The sequence below is a fragment of the Acetivibrio clariflavus DSM 19732 genome (assembly GCF_000237085.1).
Lineage (GTDB): Bacteria > Bacillota > Clostridia > Acetivibrionales > Acetivibrionaceae > Acetivibrio > Acetivibrio clariflavus.
Genome location: NC_016627.1, coordinates 3,015,270 through 3,034,308, shown reverse-complemented (window position 1 = coordinate 3,034,308; position 19,039 = coordinate 3,015,270). Strand labels below are relative to the sequence as shown.

Here is a 19,039-nt window from a genome sequence, read left to right as displayed (position 1 = left end):
TATTATTCAAAATGTATTGCGATAATTGGAAAAATTAAGCGATATACATATGAAACCATCTGTTGTGCTTGTATGTTGTTTTATATAATAAAAAAAATGAACCGAATAAGCAATTCTTGTAACTTATATTATGAAAGGGTTAACCCAATAAATATAAGGAGATGATAAATTGGATGAAATAAACCTTATAAGGCTTTGTCAGAAAGGGGATTCCGAGGCCTTTGATAATTTATTCAAATTATATAGTAAAAAAGCTTTACATACGGCATATCTTATTTCCGGCAGCAGGCATTTAGCAGAAGAAATAGTACAGGAATCTTTTATTCAATGCTTTAAAAATATCAATAAGCTTAATGATCCACAAAAATTTAGGTCCTGGTTTTACAGGATTATTGTAAGGTACAGTTGGAAGGCTATCTCGAAAGAAAAGAACAAGGATATAGATATAGAAGATGATGCTAATATATGTTCTGCACCTGACGAAGTTTTTAATACCATTGAGTCGTTAGAAATTCGTAAAGCTGTACACAGGGCTTTAGACAAACTTACTCTTCCTCTGAAAACCGTTGTGATACTATATTATTTCAATGGCCTTTCAACGAAAGAAATTTCAAAAACATTGAACTGTATGCAAGGTACTGTAAAGTCCAGACTTTATAATGCGAGAAAAATACTTGGCAAGGAACTTAAGCAATATAAATCTTTAAGTGAATATGGGGAGGAGTGTAAAATTAATGGATTGCAAAAATCGAATTGACGATATATGGGAGTCGGCTCTTAAGAGAGAGGTACAGAAAATTGATGTACCTGAGGATTTATTAGATAAAATAAAATCTGAGATGAGAAATGAAAAAAATATCAATAGGACTTTCATGAATAATATTAAGGAGTTTTTTTGCCCTTTTCAATTAAACACACTAAGAGTTATTCTAACAGCTGTTGTATGTGTTACTTTTCTTGCAGTACAATTTTTGATATTCTCTGAAAATGCCAGAGTATTTGCATTAGACAGTATTAATAATGCTTTAACATTGGTATATCGGATAGTAGGCTATGAAAATGGTGAATACAAAGTCGATAAAGTACCTCTGGAAGAACCTGAGTGGTTTTACCGTGACTCTGTATTTTATGCAGATAAATATATTGAACAGATTGTCGGGTTTCCCGTTTGTTTTCCGGAAGCACTTTCAGATGGCTGCAATGCTTTTTACGGAAGAAATATATATGCTGTTGAAGACCAAAATAAAAATAAGGTTTATATGGTAAGTACAATATACAGCAATAATACAGGTAGTAATATAATTGTTTTGGAAACGTCTAAAGACAAAGAAAATTATTTTTTTGGTAATATATATAATACCAAGAGTTACAAGGTTGGAAATAAAGAAGTAATCTGGGGCGAATGTCCACACCTTATATTTCCTAATAATGACCCTCGTCAAATGCCAATAGATTTGGATATATCACATGTTCTATTGTGGGAAAACAATGGGGTATATTATAGACTATGGTCTGCAAACAATGATATATCCGTTGACAAAGGACTAAAACTGGTTGAAGAAATAATCAATAATAAATGCCCGGAGAATACTAAGTTCAAACATACAGGAGTATTATATGGTAAAAACGATATATCTAATAATGATGTAATGAATATGGTTGGGCACCCTGTAAGAATACCTGATGAATTAAGCGAGGGATTTTCCTTGGAATATAAAACGGTTTCAACAATTATGGAGAATGGTCAAACCGGTTATGAAGTATGTGGATATTATAAAAAAGATAACAGGCACTTAAAAATAACTATGGTAAAAATAGATGAAAATTATAGTGTCCTTAAAAATCTTCCTTCCACTGAAGTGTTAAATATAGGGGATGTGGAATGTTATTGGTACGAGCAAAATGCTTCTGAGTTGGAAGGCAAAAGTGATAACTTTTTTGAATTCAAAATTGATGGTGTAAACTATTTGTTGAGTATTCTAGATGGCTGTTTCGAATCAAAAGAAGAGGCTATTTCAATAGCTAAATCTATTTTAGAATTCCAATGATACAGTAGGGTAGAAAAAGGGCTGTTGTACTTTTGTGCAGCAGCCTTTTTTATAGGCGCTACGCTTGCTGCTACAGTTTAGCATATTTTTATTAAATAGGTATTAGTGTTCATATTAGTGAATGCAGTTTTTTTGACCTGATTTGGAGGATGTGCCAATTAGTTTTAGTAGTCAAAGGACTTCAATTACATGACCTTCGCATAAAAGCAGTAGACCTTGAGCAGGATAATTTTCGCCGCATCTATGGGACCTCCTGTCCCAAGACGCTAAAAATGCCATCCATGGCATTTTTGCTTCAAATTATCCTGCATTTCGGTCACTGCTATTAAATGCTCAGGTCAAGTATTTCCATCCTTTGACACTAAAACAACAGGTATAGTGAGTATAGAGCATAATTAGTTTTATTAAATGAAGTTCGTAAAATGGACTTTTAAGGACCTGATTTGGAGGATGTGAGAAATAGTTTTAGTAGTCAAAGGACTTCAATTACATGACCTTCGCATAAAAGCAGTAGACCTTGAGCAGGATAATTTTCGCCGCGTCTATGGGACCTCCTGTCCCAAGACGCTAAAAATGCCATCCATGGCATTTTTGCTTCAAATTATCCTGCATTTCGGTCACTGCTATTAAATGCTCAGGTCAAGCATTTCCGTCCTTTGACACTAAAACAGGTGAGAAATGTAGTCGAATTAATTATTTTTTAGTTAGTATTCATATAGGGCTTTTTTATGGTAAAATAAAGAAGGCCTATTTTTATGCCTAATAATAGAGTTACTTTTGGAACAAGACTTAATGTTAAAGGGGATTTGAGAATGTCCAACGATTCTTATAGTTTATATAGAATGGATTTTGACGGAAATGAAATTGTTAGATTTAGTAAAACAATAAATATTTTAGAAATCAAAGTTATTGGTCAATATGTATTTTTTATTACGAAAGATGGTTCTTTATATAAAATAGACATTTGGAATGGAAAAGAATGTAGAATAGTATAAGTTTAATATATTGTTTAAAATTTAGGATAGTTTATTGGAAATTAAATGACTCTGTGTAATCTGCATATATCGTAAATTTTTTATCTGTAATTAAAAATAAATGTAACTGTTCACATATTCTTATCTATCGGTTATTTCCCCCTGAATTTATTTGTGGAAAATTATGGTCATATCTAAATAATATTGAATGTTTGATATTATTAAAATAAAATGAACTTTTCTCATCCTTTGTTACTCATACTTATGAAAGACCAGCTAATTAAAGTCAAGAGTTTATAATAAAAATTTTGAGAAATTTTTTTAGGCTCCTGACGTTAATGAAACGCATGACAACAAGACCACCTAGGTGAGGTAGACATAAAATAGCTGGTCTAAAATAGCAAGTTGCTCTTTGAAAACTGAACATCAAGTACAGTACTATCAAGCTGCTGTATGCTTTGCTGCAAGCATTTGAGCGTGTTCCTGGGGGCTGCGTAACTGGTAAGGTTTCCTATCCCTTAGGACAGCAAAGATGATACAAACAAGCTTGCGCATAACAGCTCCCAAAGCTACTTTCTTAGGCTTACTCTGGCATTTTTGTTGGTAGAACTCCAGCAGCACAGGGTTGCAAGCTGTCTTATCCCGCTTGGTACGGATATTAGCAAGAGCAATTGTGAAAAGCACCCTGCGAAGCAGCCTTGAACCTCTCTTAGACATCTTGTTCCGTGTGCCGGTAAACTCTCCGGACTGCATGACAGAGGGGTCAACGCCGAAATAAGCAACCAGCTTGCCTGGCTTTTTAAAGGCTGAAAAGTCTCCAATCTCCGCAAGAATAGTAGCAGCAGAGAGAAGGCCTATACCTGGCAGGCTCTGCAAAAGTTCAAGCGTCAATGCCAGCATGGGCATATCCTTCGCCATATCTTCAGCAATCAGTAGACGAATGGACTTAAGGACTTTCTCCAGGCTTTCTTCCAAGGTTTTGATCATGGAGATATATACGCCCAGCATAATAACATTTGAGGCATTATGAATGCTCAGAGGTGCAAAATCTCTGGCCTTGGAGACCAGAAGCTCATACTTGGCAGTTGACCATTTGAGGCTTTTGCGGGATTTCTTCTGAATCAGTGAAATCAGCTTGTTCCTGTCAGCCTTAAGAATATGGGCAGGAGTAGGATACTCCTCCAGGACAGCCATAGCAGCCTTTGAAAATATATTGGAGAAGACATCCTTGAAGTTAAGCATGAGTTGGTCAACAATACCGGTAAGCCTGTTTTTGTAGGCGGTAAGCTCATCACTCAGTTTGTAGTACTGGCGACATAGGCTCCTTAGGCACTCAATATCCTCATTGGGGATGTTGGTTGACTTAAGTTCCTGAAATCTATAGAGTAGGGCAATTTTCCGGGCATCCACTTTATCATTTTTCACTTTTCTGATTCCAATATTTTTGATAGAATCAGTTTGGATGGGGTTTGTTACCGAAACCTCAAATCCAGCTTTACAAAGTGAATGGAAAAGGATTTTGTGATAGTGCCCGGTGGATTCCATGACTATGAAAGGCCTTGAAGCAAAATCTTTTTCCGTTTTATTAAGCAATTCAACGGCTCTTTCAACGTCGGTATTGGAATCATGGTGAATCTTCATGCGGGCAACCACTTCATTGGTAGGAGAAAGAATCGCCATTTCACTGAAGAACTTACCCACATCAATTCCTGCAATGGGTCTGAAATTCATTAAAATGCCTCCTTTTTAAGATTAATGGACTTAAAAGCCTCCATTCCTTCCCATGTAAGCAAACAACCTTGCATGTGACACGAGGAACCAGCCAAAGAGCTGGCCTCAACCAGCCAAATCATGTAGACTTACCGGAATGGATAAATACTCTTTCTTACGGGTAATCGGCCCGCTAAGGTCCGTCCCAGGAGGTGAAACACTCACCTTCCAAGTCCGGAAGATATTATACATGATTGTCAAGGTTCAGGCCAACAGTTGCTGGCAAAATGGCTAAGATGTGAAGCCGGATGATGTGCTTGATGTTTAGAAAAGAATGAAGTTTGAAGTGTTATGTTAACAATGAATTTTAATGGGTCGAACAGTGGCTTCGGTCACTGATTTAATACAATATTAATTGTACAAGGAGGTGAGATATTGAGTTTTATTAAAATTCAGCTTTCTGATTGGCTTTATAATGCCGGAGTTATTGGGTTGGTCAATATTTTAAAACATGCAAATGACCAAGTTGATATCAATGGACAGGAAGTAACAATAAAGACTAATGTTTTAGCGAACTTTGAAGCAAAGTACTATAAATACTTTGTTGATACATATGGAAAAACAATGACCTTTACAAAATTAATTAATAGGATAGACAAATTGCTTAATATAGAATTGGATGAATCTAAGGAAAAAGAAATAGGAGATGATATTGATTTTATTAAATCAAAAGTAAGCAATAACTCGGCTTATAAAGGGATAAAAGATAAAATAGATCTAAAAAAACTGGAAAAGCCAAGCAAAAAAGTAACATCAATAAATAAAGAAATATTGGAAGAATTGAAATATCTATTGTTAGAGAATAAAAAAGAAATATTGAAATCGGAATGCATTGGTTATTATGACCAGAAATCTAAAACCAGTAAAGCACCGAATGCAATAATTGACAAGTATATCAATACAAATATGTTAGATGTAGGATTAGGTGTTAATGAAGTAAAAGAGTATTTATCAAATGAAGAAAAATTAAACTTCTCTTGTTTTCAGTGTGGAAGGGGAATACAAAAGATTGATAAGGGATTGAGTTTTCTAAATAGAATGTTTTTTGACACAGCAAGAAAGACATCACATGTTTGGAATTTTGTCAGCGATATAGATATATGTCCTATATGCAAAATTGTATACTATTGTGTACCTGCCGGATTTACAACAGTATTTGGAAATGGAATATTTGTAAATTATAACCAAAGTGTAGAAAGAGCTGAAAAAATTAACCTAAATATAAGGCACGAGATTTTGCATAGTGATGAATCTAAAAGAATATATAATGCATTTGGAACAATGATACGGTCTTTACATGAAAAAATTAATGATAGTAAAAAGTATGACCTGGCAGATATTCAAATTGTCCGTTGTGAAGATGATAAATATAAATTTAATCTTCTCTCCAAAAACGTCCTTTATGCATTGTATGATTCTAGAGACGAACTTAATAGTCTGTTAAATACCGGCTTTCAAGAAGTGAATACCTATTTTAGGATATATGATGAAGTAATGAAAAACTTATTGAATAATGTAAACCTGTTTATTCTTATTCATAAAGTTTTAGTGATTAAAATATCAAGTCCTAAAGATGCAAAGTATAATGAAAGCCATATAAGGAACTTGATAAAAATAAACTTTAAATATATGAAAGGAGTTGGGTATATGGAAAGCACGGAAAAAGATATCGTTAAGATTTCAAGTAGTGCGGGTTACTACTTGCGGGAAGCATATAAATCCAAAAATTCTGAAAATAAACTAAATGGTATATGTTACAGACTATTAAATGCTTTAAAAACAAGTAATAAAAGTATGTTTATGGATACAATTTTGAATTGTTATTTATATACAAATAAACCAGTACCAACATTTATCACTGAATGCTTAAAAGATGATAACGTTTTTAAAACAATAGGGTATGCTTTTGTCACAGGTCTTATAGATGGCAATAAAAACGAAAATACTGATGGAGGGGATAATTAATGATAAAATCAATGAAGCCAAAAGGATTAATAATATCGATGATATTTGAAGCAGAGAGTGCAAATTATGGAGAAGGAATTGGTAATGTAGCTTCTTTGAAGAAAATGGCAAGGGGAAATGGAGACCAATATACCTACATATCGAGACAAGCACTACGTTATAATATTATTGAGCAATTGAATGAACCAATTGCTGAAGTAAAAGCTGAAGGAAGTGGAGATAAAAAGGTTATACAGTTTGCACCCGATGCTACAATTAAAGATTATCCTGAGATTGATTTCTTTGGTTATATGAAAACGAAAAAAGGTGAAGGTAGTGCAACTAGAACTGCGAAAGTAAGATTATCTAATGCAATTTCTCTAGAGACTTTTAAAGGTGATTTGGATTTCTTAACTAACAAAGGGCTTGCAGATAGATTAAATGAAAATATGAATATTGCCCAATCAGAAATCCACCGTTCTTATTATAGATATACTGTTACAGCAGATCTCGAGCAGATAGGTATTGATGAAGGAGATAATATCTTTTTAGAAAACTCTGAAAAAGCAAGAAGAGTAAATAAACTTTTGGATACAATTTCACTTTTATATAGGGATATAAGAGGAAGAAGGGAAGATTTGAAACCGCTATTCGCTATAGGCGGAGTATATGATGTGAAAAATCCAATTTTTCAAAATGCTCTAGAAGTAAAAGATAACCGGTTGATTGTGTCTACAATTGAAGGTGTGCTATTTGATTCTATTAAGAAGGATACTTTTTGTGGACTCATTGAGGGAAAGTTTAGCAATGATGGAGAGATAAAAGAAAAATTGAATGCTGTTTCAATGCCTGAATTTTTTAATATTTTAAAAAGAAAGGTCAGCGAATATTATGAAAGCTGTTAGATTAAAACTTACTCAAGAACTTGTAAATTATAAAGTACCAACTAGTTTTCAATTAAAAGAAACATATCCTCTTCCTCCGTATTCAACAATCAGTGGTATGGTGCACTCACTTTGTGGTTATAAAGAGTATCATCCACTGAAAATAAGTGTTCAGGGTAAGTATTTATCAAAAGTAAATGACTTATATACCCGGTATGAGTTTAGACCAGGTATGCCGTTTGAAGCAGGAAGACATCAGTTAGAAGTAAATGGTTTTGGAATTAGCAGGGGAGTTGCTACGTGTGAACTATTAACCGAAGTAGAATTATTAATCCATATTATTCCGGAAGAACAGTCAATAATTCACGAAATAGAAAATGCTTTTAAATTCCCACCTGAATTTCCTTCACTTGGAAGAAGAGAGGATCTAGTTATTATAAATGAAGTAAAGGTTGTAGATGTAAACGAAAAAGTTTTGGAAGATTATATAGAGCTTGATAAAAATTACTCTGCTTATATTCCTGAAAAAATGCTTAGCAACGACTCGATTAAAATTAGTGGGTTTGCAGGATTAGAATGTGGAACTAGATACAATATCAATAAATGTTATGAGAAAGTAAATTATGGAACGAAAAAAAATCCTAAAATTTTTAGAAAGTGGGAAAAAGTTCGAGTTGTTTATTCTTCAAGAATATCTGCAATTGAGGATGAAAGTATTCTTATTGATGAAGATGGTAATATAGTATTTGCAATTTAAGAATGGGGGGGTTAGATGAATAAATACCTTGCAAAATCAGATCCAGAAGAAACAATACAGCAACATACTGATAAATTACTTAAAAACTTGGAGCTTATAAAAAGCATTTATCCTGATTTGGATATAAATTGGCAGCTCTTAAGAGTTGCCAGTTTATATCATGATTTAGGTAAAATGAATCTAAAGTTCCAAAGTAAAATAAATGGTGGTAAGAAGTATTCAGATGAAGTTGCACATAACTTATTAAGCCTGGCCTTTTTAGACAAAAATGAATTAAAAAAACAGTTTAGTGAACAAGAAATAAAAATTCTTGCCCATGCAATAGCTTATCATCACGAAAGAGGGGATTATGAAGCATCTAATTACAATGAAGAAGTAGAAGCACTAAAAGCAGAAGCAGAAAAATTTGTGTATGATAAAGTAAAAATTACTACAATTAAAAAAATAAGCCCTAAGTATTTTTCGAATGACAGAATTTATGAAAACTCAGGTTGTTTTTTTGACTATGTAAAAATTAAGGGATTATTAAACAGACTAGATTATGCAGCAAGTGCGGATATTGATGTAGAAATCAAGAATGATTTTATGTGTGAGAAGCTCGAAAATTTAAAATATAATTGGAATGAATTACAAAGGTATATGATTGAAAATCGTGAAAAGAATGTTGTTGTAGTTGCGCAGACAGGTATGGGAAAAACTGAAGCCGGGCTTTTGTGGATAGGCAATAATAAAGGTTTTTTTACATTACCTTTAAAAACTGCAATAAATAATATCTATAAAAGGTTTACAGAAAAAATTGTTGGTATTGAGAATAAGGAGCTAATAGGTCTTTTACATTCAGATACATATAGCAAATATATTGAAAATGCTACTGATGATGAAGATATTGATGAATACTTTACTAAAACTAAACAATTGTCATTGCCTATAACAGTGTGTACATTAGATCAATTGTTTGATTTTGTGTTTAAATATAAAGGATTTGAGATTAAACTTGCTACACTGAGTTATTCCAAAATTGTTATTGATGAGGTGCAAATGTATTCTCCAGATTTACTTGCATATCTAATTATAGGTTTATCCTATATATCAAAAATCGGTGGTAAATTTGCAATTCTTACAGCAACTTTACCAGGAATAGTAACAGATCTTTTAAAAGAACAATTAAGAAATACAGGAGTTTCCTTCGAGCAACCAAAACCATTTATAAATGACCAATTTATAAGACATAGTATAAAAATAATAGACGAATCAATAAATTCGTCCAACATTATTGAAAAGTACGATGGTAATAATAAAATATTAGTTATTTGTAATACGGTAAAGACAGCACAAAAAATTTATGATGAATTAAAGAATGACGAGGAGTTTAGCCAAAAGTGCAAAAATATTAATTTGTTTCACAGTAGATTTATAAAGAAAGACAGGAAAGAGAAGGAAGACGAGATAGTCAGATTTGGTAAAGCAGATTGCAATGAGTCTGGAATATGGATAACAACGCAGGTGGTTGAAGCTTCACTTGATATTGATTTTGATATTCTCTTCACTGAGTTATCTGATATAAATGGACTTTTCCAAAGGATGGGAAGATGTTATAGAAACAGAGTTTGGGATAAAGAAGGATATAATTGTTACGTTTTTATTGGAGGAAATAAAAAATGCAGTGGTGTAGGAGAATTCATCGATGAGAAAATATTTGAATTTTCTAAAGAGGAGCTTAAGAATATAGATGGCATAATGACAGAAACGGAAAAGCAAAAAATGATAGAGAAAGTCTATAATACTGATAAATTAAAGGACACTGATTACTACAATAAAGTTCTAAAGAATATTGAATATGTCCAATCATTTAATGGCTATGAAAAAAATAAAGAAGAAGTTAAGAAAATGTTTAGAAATATTTGTAACATAACTATACTCCCATCTTGTGTTTACGATGCAAATAAAACTGAAATTGATAATCTTGTTTCAAAAATTCAAAATGAGAGTGATAAGAAAGAACGAAGAAAATTGATAGATGATTTAAATGGATTTACTTTAGATGTTAATTATTATGAGGTAGAAAAAGAACCGTATTCAGTTTTGAGAATATCAAAGCATATGGAAATTCCTATTTATGAAAATTTTGAATATGACAATTGCCTTGGACTAAGAAGAAAAAGTAAAAATCAATCTGATGATTTTAAGGTCAATAGTAGTATTTTATAAAAGTTGTAAAGGTGGTGCTAATGAGTATTGATTTTGAGGACTATAAAACCCAAGGAGTGAAAGTAAATTACTATTACATATGTAAAAGAAAACTATGGCTTTATTCAAAGGGAATAAAGATGGAGCAATTGAGCGATAGGGTACTTAGTGGCAAAGTGCTTCATGAGACAGCTTATTCAAGACAGAAATCTAGAGAAATATTAATAGACGATTTACTAAAACTTGATTTTGTGGAGGGTGATTTTGTTCGAGAGATAAAACTAACTAGTAAAATGCAGGACTCGGATAAAATGCAGCTTTTGTATTATCTATATTATTTAAAGAAGAAAGGGATTGAGAAAAAGGGGATTTTAAACTATGTAAAAGAAAAGAAACAGGAAGTTATAGAACTAAATGAAGGGGATGAAACAGAAATAGAAAAAGCACTTGTTGAAATAAAGACTATTTGTAATATGGAAAAGCCTCCTCCATTAGAAAAGAAGCCTATATGTAAAAAATGTGCTTATTATGAATTTTGCTTTGTAAAGGAGGTAGATGGTGATTTAGATGAATAGAGAGTACTATGTTTTGAATAATGGCAGGTTTAAGAGAAAGGAAAATACTATTTATTTTGTAGATAATACTGACTTAAGTAGAGCACTTCCGATTGAGCAAATTGACTGCCTTCATATTTTTGGTGAAGTAGATTTAAATACAAAATTCTTAAACTATATATCAGAATACTCGATATTATTGCATTTCTACAATTATTACGGTTTTTATTCAGGTTCATTTTATCCAAGGAAAAAGAATATTTCCGGTTTATTGACAGTAAGGCAATCTCAGCATTTTCTTGATAAGGAAAAGAGATTATATCTTGCCAAATGTTTTGTCCAAAGTGCTAAATATCATATAATAAGAAATCTTAAGAATTATAAGGAAATTACAGATGATATATATATGGACTTAGAAAAAGAGACTATAAATGATGCAGCAGAAATCGATGAGCTAATGGGTATGGAAGGAAGAATTAGGAATACTTACTATAAAGCTTATAATTTATTTTTAAAACATGGCTTTCAAATGAACAAAAGAGAAAAGCGCCCCCCTACCGATCCAATAAATGCACTTATATCCTTTGGTAATAGTCTCATGTATACAACGGTCTTGGGACAAATCTATCATACACAGTTAGATCCATCTATAAGTTATTTGCATGAACCTTCGACTAAAAGATTTTCACTTAGTCTAGATTTATCGGAAATTTTTAAACCATTAATTGTTGACCCGGTAATATTTAATCTTATAAATAACAGAATCAACTTTCGCAGGAAACAACTGATAGCTTTGCCTTGATATGAACAGGCAAACAAGTGACAAAGTAGTTGAGAAACTCGTTGACTGTTTCCTTTGTCAAAAGCAGTTTTTCCTGTAAAGTAGTTTTTAAAGCCTCTATTATAAGCTGCAGTGCCTCATGGAATTTAATGTCCTCAAGTTCATCGCAGCAATAGTAGAACAAAGTACCAATAGTGCGTAAATCAGTATTATTGCGGTTCTCAACCGCTAACATAATGTACCTTGAAAAAACAATAGTTGTATGGGCAACCATCATATCATAAGAACGACCTTGAAATTCCTTAGCCAGCTTAAGGTATGACTTACACATCTTGAAGAATACCTCTATGTCCCAGCGTTTTCCGTATATCCTGATTATCTCTGTTTCGGGAAGACTAGTATCTGTAGATATGAGAGCTAGCCATTTACTCTTGTTTCTTCGGTCACGGACAAAGACAATTTTTGCTGGAATGTGGTTTCCTTCTTTATCGTGTAATTCTACCATAACTGAAGCAAGGTATTTTGATCTTCCTCTACGTTTCCTGACAGTTCGGTATATCTCTCTCAATGATTTTTTTTCACCATTGAAGTTATAGTAAATCTTGGGAGTATCCTTTACCATAGCTATCACATTAAGATTCATCTTACAAATTTTGATAATAGTAGCCGGAAAGGAGAACCAACTGTCAAATAAAACATATTTTGCTTTAATACCGGTAGCAACTGCTTGTTCCAGCATAGACAGAGCAGATTCCGGTGAAGTGGCTAAGGCATTCTGTCGGCGTTTAAAACCAACGGTTCTTTTATCTATAGTATTTTTCGCTGGATTAATGCAAACCCTTGGATTTGTTGAACTTAAAAGGTTGAAGGCCACAGGAATAAATGAATTACCGTCTGTCCAACCAAGTGTAAGCATACGAAAGCCTTTTTTATTCTTATTGCCGTCAGCATGATCTTTGACCCAACTTAAAAGCTCAACTGACTTGCTTCTTGTCCTACTGTAGAAGGAATCGTCAATTACAAAGGCATCAACCCGTTCATCTGACGTTAATCTATCGATATGATGATTTATGACCTTTGCAGAAAGCAAATATAAAAATCTTTGCCAGTTGATATGTATGGAATTTAAGAATCTGTAGACCACATCCCTTGCAAATGGTATATCAAAGCTTTCTGCTTTATAGTTCATAAACAGATTTTTGCCTGTAAAAACAAGTTCAAACAGTACTTTGAATACCGTAAGACAAGGAATACCTTTATCTTTATATGCGTTTGACTTTTTTAACAGATAGCCTACAGAAAACATTTTGAAAAAGTTATCAACTGTCAAAGAAAATCTATTTTCTTCCTTAACCTTCTGTGATACAATAGACATGTTCAAGAACCTCCAAATTGTCGATTTAATAGGGTTTGGGTACTTCTATTATATCACATAGAAGGGGGTTCTTGTACTTTTTTATTGCCCAAATCTATTGATTTTTCAATGTTCAGTGCACATTATTCACGTGCGAAAGTTGATTAACAGAATTATAAATAAAGATGATTTCAGTACAAAAGACGGAATCTGTATGTTAAATGACTCTGGAAGAAGAAAGTTTATTACTGAATATGAAAAAAAGCTTGCAGTTACTATCCGGCATAGAAAGCTTAATAGAAATGTCTCTTATAAGAGTTTTATCAGGCTTGAATGTTATAAGCTTATCAAATATTTTATTGATGATGAAATATATAAACCCTTGAAAGCGTGGTGGTAGATATTTTTGTTGTATTGACATATGATGTTGAAGTTAAGAAAGTTAATAAAGTAAGAAAGTTACTAAAAAAATATTTAATTTGGACACAAAATTCAGTTTTTGAGGGAGAGATTACAGAGGGCAAGTTGCAGAAATGTATTGGACAGATTGGTAAAATTATTGACAAAAATGAGGATTCAATATATATCTATGTAGTAGAAATTCCAAAAAATATTAATAAAATTAAAATTGGAAAAGAAAAAGCTTTAGATGAATTAATATTATAATTTTGCAGCAAACCGGATTTTTATAAAATTTACTTGTAGCATTTTAAAATCAGATGCTAGGAAGCATATTTGAGTTTTTTATGAAAACATTATTGGAAGATTACTGCAGTTTTATTTGATTTCAAGGCTCATGAATCCTATAAAAAAGGGATAAAATAGAGCTTTTTAGAATTGTTGAAAATGGGGTTGTTCTTTAACTATGTGGGATGTAAATGGACCAGGACCTGTATAAATATCAATATCGTCTAGGTTGTTCTTTAACTATGTGGGATGTAAATGGGAAAGGGCGTCAACGCTTCAGAGGTTTTCCTAGACTTGCCTGTTGTTCTTTAACTATGTGGGATGTAAATCTTGATGGTGTAGGTTTTGTATGTGCTGGTGGCTCGTTGTTCTTTAACTATGTGGGATGTAAATAATAAACACTTATGCCTTTTGTGCAAGCAGTTTAAAGTTGTTCTTTAACTATGTGGGATGTAAATGTTTGGTGCTGTGATTGTGCATAAACTGGACCGTTTCAGGTTGTTCTTTAACTATGTGGGATGTAAATGTCGAAGAAATTCTATATCCATTATTCCATGCTACTCCGTTGTTCTTTAACTATGTGGGATGTAAATAAAAATATATTTTTTATTCCATCCCAAGCTTTTACCCAGTTGTTCTTTAACTATGTGGGATGTAAATTGTAATGCTTGAATTACTTTTGCTTCTTCCATTTTCGTTGTTCTTTAACTATGTGGGATGTAAATGAATTTCTCCGTTCTGCAGTATAAACCTGACATCAAGTTGTTCTTTAACTATGTGGGATGTAAATGTAAAAGAACTATTCCAGTTCCGAGCGGCATAATGTCACTGTTGTTCTTTAACTATGTGGGATGTAAATTTAGCTTTTGCACTGCTCCCAATAGAGTCGGCACAAGTTGTTCTTTAACTATGTGGGATGTAAATAGATAACCTTTATCGTTGTCTTGCATACATATAACGGTTGTTCTTTAACTATGTGGGATGTAAATACTTTAAATCTTTCGATGTTTTCATCTTCTAACTTTGAGTTGTTCTTTAACTATGTGGGATGTAAATATTCTTGGGCATCACTTTCCATTTGTTTAGGGTTGTCGTTGTTCTTTAACTATGTGGGATGTAAATAAAAATTAAACTGCGGAAAATTTAACTTTAAATTGAGTTGTTCTTTAACTATGTGGGATGTAAATTGTGCAGGCTTTTTTTACTGCGTTTATAAAATATGAGTTGTTCTTTAACTATGTGGGATGTAAATTGACATTTGGAAGTACATCTATGACAACAATTTAAGGTTGTTCTTTAACTATGTGGGATGTAAATACGTTACCAAACAGAACAGGCGAGGGGTTCGACTCCCCGTTGTTCTTTAACTATGTGGGATGTAAATCCACATGGCACATCCTACAGCGGACGAATATGAAGTGTTGTTCTTTAACTATGTGGGATGTAAATGGTCAATATTCTCTGCCTCCTGAGCCGTTATCCCTTGTTGTTCTTTAACTATGTGGGATGTAAATATATATGTAACTTCAAGCGTATCTGTAGGACTCAAAGGTTGTTCTTTAACTATGTGGGATGTAAATTAGATGAGTTCAGACTGGTTACATTCAGTTGGGCCGGTTGTTCTTTAACTATGTGGGATGTAAATAACTTAGACATTAAAGAATATATCTTATTTTCTAAAGTTGTTCTTTAACTATGTGGGATGTAAATTGGCATGCCGGTATCACTGTCACGGCTTTGGTACCGGTTGTTCTTTAACTATGTGGGATGTAAATGTTTAACATCTTTTTTAAGAACTGTCAAATAAAAAAGAGTTGTTCTTTAACTATGTGGGATGTAAATACGCAGAATATTGATTATGATTTTGAGAACGAATACGTTGTTCTTTAACTATGTGGGATGTAAATGTCTATTGGCCTTGCAGTAGACAAAGCTATTCTATAGTTGTTCTTTAACTATGTGGGATGTAAATATTTCTTCTGGCTTAGCATCTGGATTTGATATTTTTAGTTGTTCTTTAACTATGTGGGATGTAAATTCTCGTGGACCTTCGGATTTGTATAATCTATGTTGGTTGTTCTTTAACTATGTGGGATGTAAATGAAAATGAATATGAACTTATGCTTTTTATAGGGTCGTTGTTCTTTAACTATGTGGGATGTAAATGACATTCGTCACGCCGAAGGGTGTTGACTATATCGCGTTGTTCTTTAACTATGTGGGATGTAAATTATCATATTGGGATAAGAACCACTTTGTACCATCATAGTTGTTCTTTAACTATGTGGGATGTAAATGTGGATTGGTCGAGAAGTCGACAGTGTGGATGGTTGGTTGTTCTTTAACTATGTGGGATGTAAATGTATCATCAAAATACGGCTTATACGCCCTAACAAAAGGTTGTTCTTTAACTATGTGGGATGTAAATGATATTGTTGGAATATATGACTTTGCTACAAGCCAGTTGTTCTTTAACTATGTGGGATGTAAATTTTTCAACTGCTTGTATAACCATCTCCAACATATTCGTTGTTCTTTAACTATGTGGGATGTAAATGGAGAATTTAAAAGTTTGTCTATACAAACTCAAGAACGTTGTTCTTTAACTATGTGGGATGTAAATAAAAATGAAGGATTAATAAAAATCCAGAACCACAAAGTTGTTCTTTAACTATGTGGGATGTAAATGAATAATCATATTGGTTGATTACAAAAACAATTTCGTTGTTCTTTAACTATGTGGGATGTAAATTCATATCTTGCTGTTCCTTTGAAGACTGTCTGGTCTTCAAGTTGTTCTTTAACTATGTGGGATGTAAATATGACAAATTCTGCATTTTTAGGTCTGAATTCATATTCCGTTGTTCTTTAACTATGTGGGATGTAAATTTCTTTAGTTCCGCAATCTCTGTCTCCAGTTTCTCAGTTGTTCTTTAACTATGTGGGATGTAAATTATTATATAACAAAAAAGGAGATGATTGAAATTAAGTTGTTCTTTAACTATGTGGGATGTAAATTAATATTAATGCCTTTACCTCCTACACCAGGAACCGTTGTTCTTTAACTATGTGGGATGTAAATTTTTGTATTAAAATATTCATATCTGATACTTTTTCAGTTGTTCTTTAACTATGTGGGATGTAAATCCATTTGGAAAGTCTTTTAATTTTGTATAAGTTAAGTTGTTCTTTAACTATGTGGGATGTAAATAGTAGCTATACCCAATGGCATTTTTACTCCTGTACGTTGTTCTTTAACTATGTGGGATGTAAATGATTATTGGAGAAATGCAATTAAAAATAAAGAAGTTAAGTTGTTCTTTAACTATGTGGGATGTAAATGATGTCTGGGAGAAGGTCAAGGATGGCACATATCCGGTTGTTCTTTAACTATGTGGGATGTAAATTTATACCAACAGTTCGGGGTTTTCATTAATCCGTTAGTTGTTCTTTAACTATGTGGGATGTAAATAGTAATAATCAGCGAAGATTTAGCTGTAAAGAACATGAGTTGTTCTTTAACTATGTGGGATGTAAATTCATCTATGAGGTTCGAGGCAGTTTTTCCATTGCTCGTTGTTCTTTAACTATGTGGGATGTAAATACAATTATTACATTATAACTAGTGCTAGCTGTCAACGTTGTTCTTTAACTATGTGGGATGTAAATCTTCTTAAAGAACAAAAATGCACAATTATACTTCAGTTGTTCTTTAACTATGTGGGATGTAAATCATTGTCAAAACGACCAGTATAACTTCGAAGTCGGTGTTGTTCTTTAACTATGTGGGATGTAAATAATAGCACAGAAAGCATTAATACTTGCAGACTATAATGATACCATAAATTAAGACAGACAAAACGGTCAAAATAAGTTAGAATAGAATTATGAAAACGAGAAGAAATTTTACACCAGAAGAAAAAGCAAAAATAGTGATTGAGGTCTTAAGGGAAGAAAAGACGCTGAATGAGATAGCTGCCGAATATGAAATTCATCCTAATCAGTTAAGTCGCTGGAAGGCAGAATTCATAAGCAATGCAGGCAGAGTTTTCAGTAAGGAAACTGATGAAGTAGAGAAGGTCAAACAGTCGTATGAAAAGGAGAAGGACGAACTGCTTAAGCAAATTGGCTAATTTACATATGAAGTTGCCTGGCTAAAAAAATCTGGCCGATTCTAAGTCCCGGGAAGACCGCATGAAGATGATTGATAGAGAAGAAAAGAAATTAAGCATAAAAAGGCAAGCTGAACTGTTAGGTATTAATCGTACAAGCCAGTACCGGTAACAGATGAAGAATATCTGATAAAACGTATTATTGATGAGGTATACACGGTTCATCCGGAATATGGCTATCGCAGGATGACAAATATCCTACACCGGGATTACCACATACAAATCAATAGGAAGCGTACACGGCGATATATGAGGGAAATGGGGATTCACGGTTTCTGTCCCTGACCTAATCTTAGCAGACGTCTGCGTAACAAATATTTGTACCCGTATTTGCTAAGAGACTTAAATATAGATCATCCCAACCAGGTATGGTCTATAGACATAACATATTGCCGTCTTAAACGTGGATTTATGTATATGGTAGCTATAATAGACTGGTATTCCCGGTATATTGTTGGATTTGAGTTATCAAATACTTTAGATAGGACATTTATATTAGAAGCGATAAAAAAGGCAATCAAGTGATATGGTAAACCCGAAATTATGAACAGCGATCAGGGTAAACAGTTTGCCAGTGAGGATTACATAAAATTACTAAAGAGTAATAATATAAAAATTTCAATGGATGGGAAAGGACGAGCCTTGGATAATCAAAGGATAGAGCGTTTTTTTTCGAACTTACAAGTTGGAGATGCTTAACATGAAGATTGTGAAACAGGACAGCAACTTCGGCAAAAAACGAGGGAATATATTGAATATTATAACAACAAGAGACCACATCAGTCACTAGGCTATAAAACGCCATCAGAATATTATTTTGGGATTAACAAAGAGATTAAGGCAGTAGTATAAAACCTTGGGGTTCTGCCCCAAACCCCGTCCTCGCCGGAAGGCAGCTGGTCTGTCATAACAGACCGGGAATCAAAA

12 protein-coding genes, 3 pseudogenes and 1 CRISPR repeat array are annotated in these 19,039 nt (G+C 33.1%); of the genes and pseudogenes, 13 read left to right on the top strand and 2 right to left on the bottom strand.

Features of this window, described 5'->3' with window-relative positions:
- The first annotated feature begins 169 nt into the window (after positions 1 to 169).
- The 4 genes from CLOCL_RS12830 (at position 170) to CLOCL_RS12820 (ending at position 3,043) form a co-directional block, all read left to right on the top strand.
- Positions 170 to 757, top strand: a complete 588-nt coding sequence (locus tag CLOCL_RS12830) for an RNA polymerase sigma factor (RefSeq protein ID WP_014255752.1) — start codon at positions 170 to 172, stop codon at positions 755 to 757.
- Positions 735 to 2,048, top strand: coding sequence for a DUF4367 domain-containing protein (locus tag CLOCL_RS12825; protein WP_014255751.1), 1,314 nt, complete (start codon positions 735 to 737; stop codon positions 2,046 to 2,048). The genes CLOCL_RS12830 and CLOCL_RS12825 overlap by 23 nt, the downstream gene beginning before the upstream one ends.
- Positions 2,049 to 2,197: 149 nt before the next feature.
- Complete coding sequence (locus CLOCL_RS22200) at positions 2,198 to 2,377, top strand: hypothetical protein (RefSeq protein ID WP_148263787.1); 180 nt, start codon at positions 2,198 to 2,200, stop codon at positions 2,375 to 2,377.
- 426 nt (positions 2,378 to 2,803) lie between these two features.
- On the top strand, positions 2,804 to 3,043 hold the full coding sequence (locus tag CLOCL_RS12820; RefSeq protein WP_014255750.1) for a hypothetical protein: 240 nt from the start codon (positions 2,804 to 2,806) through the stop codon (positions 3,041 to 3,043).
- 420 nt (positions 3,044 to 3,463) lie between these two features.
- Here the strand turns inward: CLOCL_RS12820 and CLOCL_RS12815 are convergent, their stop codons facing one another.
- On the bottom strand, positions 3,464 to 4,753 hold the full coding sequence (locus CLOCL_RS12815; RefSeq protein WP_014254024.1) for an IS110 family RNA-guided transposase: 1,290 nt from the start codon (positions 4,751 to 4,753) through the stop codon (positions 3,464 to 3,466).
- 471 nt (positions 4,754 to 5,224) lie between these two features.
- Here CLOCL_RS12815 and cas8a1 point away from each other — a divergent pair, with 471 nt between their 5' ends.
- From cas8a1 to cas1b, 6 genes and pseudogenes are all read left to right on the top strand, one after another.
- Positions 5,225 to 6,757, top strand: coding sequence for a type I-B CRISPR-associated protein Cas8b1/Cst1 (gene cas8a1 / locus CLOCL_RS12810; protein ID WP_245532793.1), 1,533 nt, complete (start codon positions 5,225 to 5,227; stop codon positions 6,755 to 6,757).
- Complete coding sequence (cas7i, locus tag CLOCL_RS12805) at positions 6,757 to 7,641, top strand: type I-B CRISPR-associated protein Cas7/Cst2/DevR (protein ID WP_014255748.1); 885 nt, start codon at positions 6,757 to 6,759, stop codon at positions 7,639 to 7,641. Before cas8a1 ends, cas7i begins: the two co-directional genes overlap by 1 nt.
- On the top strand, positions 7,628 to 8,377 hold the full coding sequence (cas5b, locus tag CLOCL_RS12800; RefSeq protein WP_014255747.1) for a type I-B CRISPR-associated protein Cas5b: 750 nt from the start codon (positions 7,628 to 7,630) through the stop codon (positions 8,375 to 8,377). Before cas7i ends, cas5b begins: the two co-directional genes overlap by 14 nt.
- A gap of 15 nt (positions 8,378 to 8,392) precedes the next feature.
- A complete protein-coding gene (locus CLOCL_RS12795; protein ID WP_014255746.1) occupies positions 8,393 to 10,585 on the top strand; it encodes a CRISPR-associated helicase/endonuclease Cas3 in 2,193 nt (730 codons plus the stop codon).
- Positions 10,586 to 10,605: 20 nt separating this feature from the next.
- Positions 10,606 to 11,139, top strand: coding sequence for a CRISPR-associated protein Cas4 (gene cas4 / locus CLOCL_RS12790; protein ID WP_014255745.1), 534 nt, complete (start codon positions 10,606 to 10,608; stop codon positions 11,137 to 11,139).
- Positions 11,132 to 11,884 (top strand): annotated as a pseudogene (cas1b, locus tag CLOCL_RS12785) (type I-B CRISPR-associated endonuclease Cas1b); the annotation flags it as partial. The gene cas4 and the pseudogene cas1b, both read left to right, overlap by 8 nt.
- Here cas1b and CLOCL_RS12780 read toward each other — a convergent pair.
- Entirely contained in the window at positions 11,883 to 13,274 is a 1,392-nt protein-coding gene (locus tag CLOCL_RS12780) for an IS4 family transposase (protein ID WP_014254049.1), read from the bottom strand. The pseudogene cas1b and the gene CLOCL_RS12780 overlap by 2 nt on opposite strands.
- A gap of 139 nt (positions 13,275 to 13,413) precedes the next feature.
- On the opposite strand from CLOCL_RS12780, the pseudogene CLOCL_RS12775 reads away from it, so the two are divergent.
- From CLOCL_RS12775 to CLOCL_RS12760, 3 genes and pseudogenes are all read left to right on the top strand, one after another.
- Positions 13,414 to 13,653 (top strand): annotated as a pseudogene (locus CLOCL_RS12775) (CRISPR-associated endonuclease Cas1); the annotation flags it as partial.
- A 2-nt stretch (positions 13,654 to 13,655) separates the two neighbouring features.
- The gene (gene cas2, locus CLOCL_RS12770) at positions 13,656 to 13,919 is read left to right on the top strand and encodes a CRISPR-associated endonuclease Cas2 (RefSeq protein ID WP_027622797.1); all 264 of its coding nucleotides are present in this window, start codon (positions 13,656 to 13,658) and stop codon (positions 13,917 to 13,919) included.
- Positions 13,920 to 14,104: 185 nt separating this feature from the next.
- A CRISPR array of direct repeats spans positions 14,105 to 17,738; the repeat unit is 29 nt; unit sequence GTTGTTCTTTAACTATGTGGGATGTAAAT.
- Positions 17,739 to 17,827: 89 nt separating this feature from the next.
- A pseudogene (locus CLOCL_RS12760) lies at positions 17,828 to 18,964 on the top strand (IS3 family transposase).
- Positions 18,965 to 19,039 lie beyond the last annotated feature (75 nt).